Raw genomic sequence first — 2,233 nt, 5'->3', positions numbered from 1 at the left:
ACAGGCCGCACGGAAGTCGTGACGTAGCGTTACTGGAATGATCGACCAGTCTGTGGTCGCGCCGCCGGACAGCGCGGCGCGGCTGCCCGTCCGACCGAGCGCGGGTCGCTTCCTGATCCTCGCCGTGGTCTTCGTCTGCGCCGCGTGCGGACTGGTCTACGAGCTGGAGCTGGTCGCCCTCGCGTCGTATCTGATCGGTGACTCCGTCACGCAGGCGTCGGTCGTCCTGTCCCTGATGGTCTTCGCGATGGGCCTCGGCTCGCTGCTCGCGAAGCGGCTGCGCTGCCGGGCGGCCGTCGGGTTCGGTCTGGTCGAGGCGGCGCTCGCGCTGCTGGGCGGGCTCTCGGCGCTGGTGCTGTACGCGACGTTCGCCTGGATGGGGGAGTCGCGTTACGCGCTGATCGGCTTCTCGCTCTCCATCGGGGTCCTCATCGGCGCGGAGATCCCCCTGCTGATGACGCTCATCCAGCGCGTCTCCCGGCAGGACGCGGGCGGGAACGTCGCCGATCTCTTCGCGGCGGACTACGTGGGCGCGCTGGTGGGCGGGCTGGCCTTTCCCTTCCTGCTGCTGCCGTGGTTCGGGCAGCTCACGGGCGCGCTCCTGACCGGCGCGGTCAACGTGGTGGCGGGCGGGGCGCTCGTGCTCTGGGTCTTCGGACGCGATCTGACGGGCCGTGAGCGGGGGCTGCTGCTGCTCGTGAACGTCCTGGTGCTGGCGGTCCTGGGCACCGCCGCGGTCCTGGTGGACGACTTCGAGCGGGCCGCGCGGCGCGCGGTGTACGGGGACGGGGTGCGGGTCGCCGTCCAGACCGAGGTCCAGGAGATCGTCCTCACGGGCGGGCGCGAGGGGCCGCTGGATCTGTATCTGGACGGGCGGCTGAGGGTCAGCGAGCGCGACGAGCACCGGTACCACGAGGCGCTGGTGCATCCCGCGATGCGCGGTCCGCACGCGCGGGTGCTGATCCTGGGCGGCGGGGACGGCCTCGCGGCGCGGGAGGTCCTGCGCTACAGGGACGTCCGCTCGGTCACGGTGGTGGAGCTCGACCGCGGTGTCGCGCGCCTGGCCCGTACGGACCCGGCGCTGGCCGCTCTGAACGAGGGGGTGTACGACGACCCGCGGTTCCGGGTGGAGTACGCGGACGCGTTCGCGTGGCTGAGGGGGCGGGCGGCGGCGGGGTCGGGAGCGTACGACGTGGTCGTCTCGGACCTGCCCAACCCCGGCATCACCCCGAGCACGAAGCTCTACTCGGAGGAGTTCTACGGGCTCGCCTCGCGGGTGCTCGCCGAGGGCGGGCGGCTGGCCGTGCACGCCGGGCCGCCGGGCGTCCGGCCGCGTACGTACTGGACGGTCGACGCGACGCTGCGGGCGGCCGGTTTCGGTACGAGTCCGTACACCGCGACGGGGCGGGCGGCCGCTTTCGGCGCGGGGCCCGACCGGTCCCACGACGGGAAGAACTCTGGCGGGGGCGAGGGCGGCGCCGGTGAGCGGGCGGACTGGGGGTTCGTCCTGGCGGCCGTCGGGCGCCCGCCGGCGGTGGGGCTCGCCCCGGACGCGCCCCGGCTGCGCTCGCTGGCTCCGCCGGTGCTCGAAGCGGGCGTCCTCCGGGCGGAACGCACCAGGCTGCCCGATCTGCCGCCGTCGACGCTCGTGCATCCGAGGTACGCGGGATGAGGGGAGTGGGTTCGTGGTGGAAGGTGGCCGATGTGTGCACAGAGGCGCCTGATGCGGCGGGGCTGAGTAGGCTCGGATCCCATGGAGCATGAGGTGTTCATTCCGGTTCCGGCTGAGACCCTCCGCGAGGCGCTGCGGGACCACGCCCGCGTCGCGCGCTGCGTCCCCGGACTCCAGCAGGACGCGGACGCGTCGGCGCGCCCCCTGTCGGGCCGCCTTAAGGTCCGCGTCGGCGGCCACACGATCACGTACCGCGGCGCGCTGACGCTCACGGAACGGGCGGGGGCCTTCACGGCGAAGGGCGAGGGCGCGGAGATCCGCGGTACGGGCTCCGCCGGTCTGAACGTCCGCATCCGGCTGCGGGATGCGGACGGGGGCACGACGGTGGCCTTCACCGCGACGTCGACGTCGGAGGGCCGTCTGTCGGACATCGCCCCGACGACGTCCGAGGCGGCGGCCCGCAGACTGCTGGACCGCTTCGCGACGGCGCTGGGTGCCTCCGGCGGGGAGGCTCAGGACGAGTCCGCCGCGGGCAGGGCCGGTGCGGGCGGGCCTGCCTCT

At 73.9% G+C, this 2,233-nt stretch carries 2 protein-coding genes; both read left to right on the top strand.

Annotated features, from left to right (window positions below):
• Positions 1 to 37: 37 nt before the first annotated feature.
• Entirely contained in the window at positions 38 to 1,672 is a 1,635-nt protein-coding gene (locus GXP76_RS35255) for a polyamine aminopropyltransferase (RefSeq protein WP_242575693.1), read from the top strand.
• Between the two features lie 81 nt (positions 1,673 to 1,753).
• Positions 1,754 to 2,233: SRPBCC domain-containing protein (locus GXP76_RS35250; protein ID WP_277994152.1), on the top strand; the 480-nt coding region annotated here is incomplete at its 3' end.

The sequence above is a fragment of the Streptomyces sp. NP-1717 genome (assembly GCF_022695985.1).
GTDB lineage: Bacteria > Actinomycetota > Actinomycetes > Streptomycetales > Streptomycetaceae > Streptomyces.
This window is presented reverse-complemented; position numbering and strand designations above follow the sequence as displayed.